Source organism: Pseudomonas sp. 05T35 (assembly GCF_056396605.1).
In genome coordinates this window covers 1-4,393 of record NZ_JBFTLU010000396.1, presented here as the reverse complement: position 1 = coordinate 4,393, position 4,393 = coordinate 1, and the positions used below count along the sequence as shown (strand labels likewise).

General features: G+C 59.4%; 2 protein-coding genes. Both read right to left on the bottom strand.

Going from position 1 to position 4,393, the window contains the following annotated elements; genetic code table 11:
* Positions 1–43: 43 nt before the first annotated feature.
* Positions 44–991 carry an acetyl-CoA carboxylase carboxyltransferase subunit alpha gene (locus AC1DH9_RS23685; protein WP_427534644.1) on the bottom strand — a complete coding sequence of 316 codons (948 nt, stop codon included), beginning with the start codon at positions 989–991 and terminating at the stop codon, positions 44–46.
* 153 nt (positions 992–1,144) lie between these two features.
* Positions 1,145–4,393 (bottom strand): DNA polymerase III subunit alpha (gene dnaE / locus AC1DH9_RS23680; protein ID WP_477808877.1); only part of this gene is annotated, 3,249 nt, incomplete at its 5' end.

Genomic DNA, 4,393 nt, shown 5'->3' with positions numbered 1-4,393 from the left:
ATCGCGAGCAGGCTCGCTCCCACATGGGTACAGCGAGGTCAGATCAGAGACCGTAGCTCATCAGACGCTCGTAACGGCGGGCCAGCAGCGCGTCGTTGTCGAACTTCTTCAGCATCGCCAGTTGCGAGCTCAGCTCGGCACGGATCAAGGCAGCAGCTGCAGCCGGGTCACGGTGCGCGCCACCCAGTGGCTCGCTGATCACTTTATCAACGATACCCAGGCCTTTCAGGCGCTCGGCGGTGATGCCCATCGCTTCAGCGGCATCCGGTGCCTTCTCGGCGGTTTTCCACAGGATCGAGGCACAACCTTCCGGCGAGATCACCGCGTAGGTCGAGTACTGCAGCATGTTCAGCTGGTCGCAAACGCCGATCGCCAGTGCGCCGCCGGAACCACCCTCACCGATCACGGTGGCGATGATTGGGGTCTTCAGGCGCGCCATGACGCGCAGGTTCCAGGCAATCGCTTCGCTCTGGTTGCGCTCTTCAGCGTCGATGCCAGGGTAGGCACCCGGGGTGTCGATGAACGTCAGGATCGGCATTTTGAAACGCTCGGCCATTTCCATCAGGCGGCAGGCCTTGCGGTAGCCCTCAGGACGCGGCATACCGAAGTTGCGGCGAACTTTCTCGCGCACTTCGCGGCCTTTCTGGTGGCCGATGATCATCACCGGCTGGTCGTCCAGACGGGCAACACCGCCGACAATCGCAGCGTCGTCGGAGAAGTGACGGTCACCGTGCAATTCATCGAACTCGGTGAAGATGTGTTCGATGTAGTCCAGGGTGTACGGGCGACGTGGGTGACGCGCCAGACGCGCGATCTGCCAGCTGGTCAACTTGCCGAAGATGTCTTCGGTGAGCGTGCTGCTCTTGTCTTGCAGGCGGGAGATTTCATCGCCGATATTCAGCGAATTGTCATTACCRACCAAGCGCAACTCTTCGATCTTGGCTTGCAGGTCGGCGATCGGCTGTTCGAAATCAAGAAAATTCGGGTTCATAGGCGTCCGTCTTGGGTCGACGTCCAAGAGAGCTTGGGCCGGCCGGTTGTCTATTCGCGCCCTACCTTAAGGGACAGGCGCGTTCAGGTCGAGATTAAAAATTGGGTCAAGGTCAAGGCCAAGCTTTCAAAGGTAAAGAATGGCGCCTGACCGTCAACGGTATTGGAGGAAGACGTTGTCTCGCCCGAACTGGTCACGCAGGGCTTGAATCAAGGCATCCGCCGGATCGATTCGCCAGGTCTCGCTGAACTGCAACAAGGCCTTGGCATCAGGACTGGTGTACTCCATGGTAATCGGGCACGCACCGCGGTGACGCTTGAACAACTCGCCTAGCCAGCGTAGCTGATCGCCTTTGAGGTCCTGGGTCTGGACCTTCAGGCGCAGACTCTCGGCCAGGTTGGTGCGCGCATCTTCCATGCTCATCACCCRCTTGACCCGCAAGCGCAGGCCACCGGAGAAGTCGTCATTGCTGACTTCGCCTTCGACCACCACCATCGCGTCAGTCTGCAACAGCGACTGCGCGGAATGGAACGCCTCGGCAAACAGCGACGCTTCGATCCGGCCCGAGCGGTCGTCGAGGGTGATGAACCCCATCTTGTCGCCCTTCTTGTTCTTCATCACCCGCAAGGCAATGATCATGCCCGCGACCGTCTGTGTATCACGCGCCGGTTTCAAATCGATGATGCGTTGACGGGCAAAGCGGCGGATTTCACCTTCGTATTCGTCAATCGGGTGACCGGTCAGGTACAGCCCCAGGGTGTCTTTCTCCCCCTTCAGGCGCTCCTTGAGCGTCAGCTCCTTGGCTTTGCGGTGATTGGCGTAGACGTCGGCGTCTTCTTCGACAAACAGACCGCCAAACAGGTCCGCGTGCCCACTGTCGTGGGTCCGCGCCGTCTGCTCGGCCGCCTTGATCGCTTCTTCCATGGCCGTCAGCAAGACGGCGCGATTGCGGTCGATGTTGGCCTGATAGGCTTTCGGTTCGTCGTGGAAATACGGGCCGAGTCGGTCCAGCGCACCGCTGCGGATCAACCCGTCGAGGGTCCGTTTGTTGATGCGCTTGAGGTCGACCCGGGCGCAGAAATCGAACAGGTCCTTGAAGGGCCCTTCCAGGCGCGCTTCAGTAATCGCTTCAACCGGCCCCTCGCCAACCCCCTTGATCGCCCCCAGACCGTAAATGATCCGGCCTTCGTCGTTCACCGTGAACTTGAACTCCGAGGTGTTCACGTCCGGCGCGTCGAGGCGCAGCTTCATGGTCCGCACTTCCTCGATCAAGGTCACGACCTTGTCGGTGTTGTGCATATCCGCCGAGAGTACCGCGGCCATGAACGGTGCCGGGTAGTGGGCTTTCAGCCAGGCGGTCTGGTACGACACCAGGCCGTAGGCGGCAGAGTGAGATTTGTTGAAGCCGTAACCGGCGAATTTTTCCACCAGGTCGAAAATGTTACCGGCCAGGTCGGCATCGATATTATTGGTCGCGCAACCCTCAATAAAGCCGCCACGCTGCTTGGCCATTTCTTCGGGTTTTTTCTTACCCATGGCCCGACGCAGCATGTCCGCACCACCGAGGGTGTAGCCGGCCATGACCTGAGCGATCTGCATCACCTGTTCCTGATACAGGATGATGCCGTAGGTCGGCGCCAATACCGGCTTGAGGCCTTCGTACTGGTAATCCGAGTGCGGGTACGCCAGTTCGGCGCGACCGTGTTTACGGTTGATGAAGTCATCCACCATGCCCGATTGCAACGGGCCTGGACGGAACAACGCCACGAGTGCGATCAAGTCTTCCAGGCAGTCGGGCTTGAGCTTTTTGATCAGCTCTTTCATGCCGCGCGACTCGAGCTGGAACACCGCGGTGGTTTCAGCTTTTTGCAGCAGCGTGTAGGTCGGTTTGTCGTCCAGTGGGATAAACGCGATATCCAGCGGCGGCTCATTGACCTTGGCGCGGTCGCGGTTGATGGTTTTCAGCGCCCAATCGATGATGGTCAGGGTTCGCAGACCCAGGAAGTCGAACTTCACCAGACCCGCAGCCTCGACGTCGTCCTTGTCGAACTGGGTTACCAGGCCGCCCCCTTCTTCGTCGCAATAGATCGGCGAGAAGTCGGTCAGCTTGGTCGGCGCGATCACCACACCACCGGCGTGCTTGCCGACGTTACGCACAATGCCTTCAAGCTTGCGCGCCATCTCCCAGATTTCCGCGGCCTCTTCATCGACCTTGATGAAGTCGCGGAGGATTTCTTCCTGCTCGTAGGCTTTTTCCAGGGTCATGCCGACTTCGAAGGGGATCATCTTCGACAGACGATCCGCCAGTCCGTAGGACTTGCCCTGCACCCGCGCCACGTCACGGACCACAGCCTTGGCGGCCATGGAACCAAACGTGATGATCTGGCTTACCGCGTTGCGGCCGTATTTCTCGGCCACGTAGTCGATCACCCGGTCACGACCGTCCATGCAGAAGTCGACGTCGAAGTCGGGCATGGAAACCCGTTCCGGGTTCAGGAAACGTTCGAACAGCAGGTCATATTCCAGCGGGTCGAGGTCGGTAATCTTCTGCACATAGGCCACCAGCGACCCGGCACCCGACCCACGGCCAGGACCTACCGGTACGCCGTTGTTCTTGGCCCACTGGATAAAGTCCATAACGATCAGGAAGTAACCGGGGAAGCCCATCTGGATGATGATATCCAGCTCGAAATTCAACCGGTCGACATAGACCTGACGCTTGGCCTCGTAATCTTCGGTCGTGTCCTTGGGCAGCAGAACGCTCAAGCGCTCTTCCAGGCCGTCGAAGGAGACTTTGCGGAAATACTCGTCGATGGTCATGCCATCGGGAATCGGGAAGTTGGGCAGGAAGTGTTTGCCGAGCTTCACATCGATATTGCAGCGCTTGGCGATTTCAACGGTGTTTTCCAGCGCTTCGGGCAAGTCGCTGAACAACTCGGCCATTTCCTCGGCGCTTTTCAGGTACTGCTGGTCGCTGTAGTTCTTCGAGCGGCGCGGATCGTCGAGCGCCCGCCCTTCACCGATGCATACGCGGGTTTCGTGAGCGGCGAAGTCTTCCTGCTTGATGAAGCGCACATCGTTGGTCGCCACCAGCGGCGCGCCGATCTTGTCAGCCAGGGCCACAGCGGCGTGCAACTGTTCTTCGTCGTTGGGGCGATTGGTGCGCTGGATTTCCAGATAGAAGCGATCCGGGAATATTGCCATCCACTCACGGGCCAGAGTCTCGGCCTCATCAGGATTGCCACCGAGCAAGGCGATACCAATCTCGCCCTCCTTCGCCGCCGACAACATGATCAAGCCTTCGTTGGCCTCGGCCACCCACTCGCGCTCGATGATGACCTGACCATTGCGCTGGCCGTCGATAAAGCCACGCGAAATCAACTCGGTGAGGTTGCGGTAGCC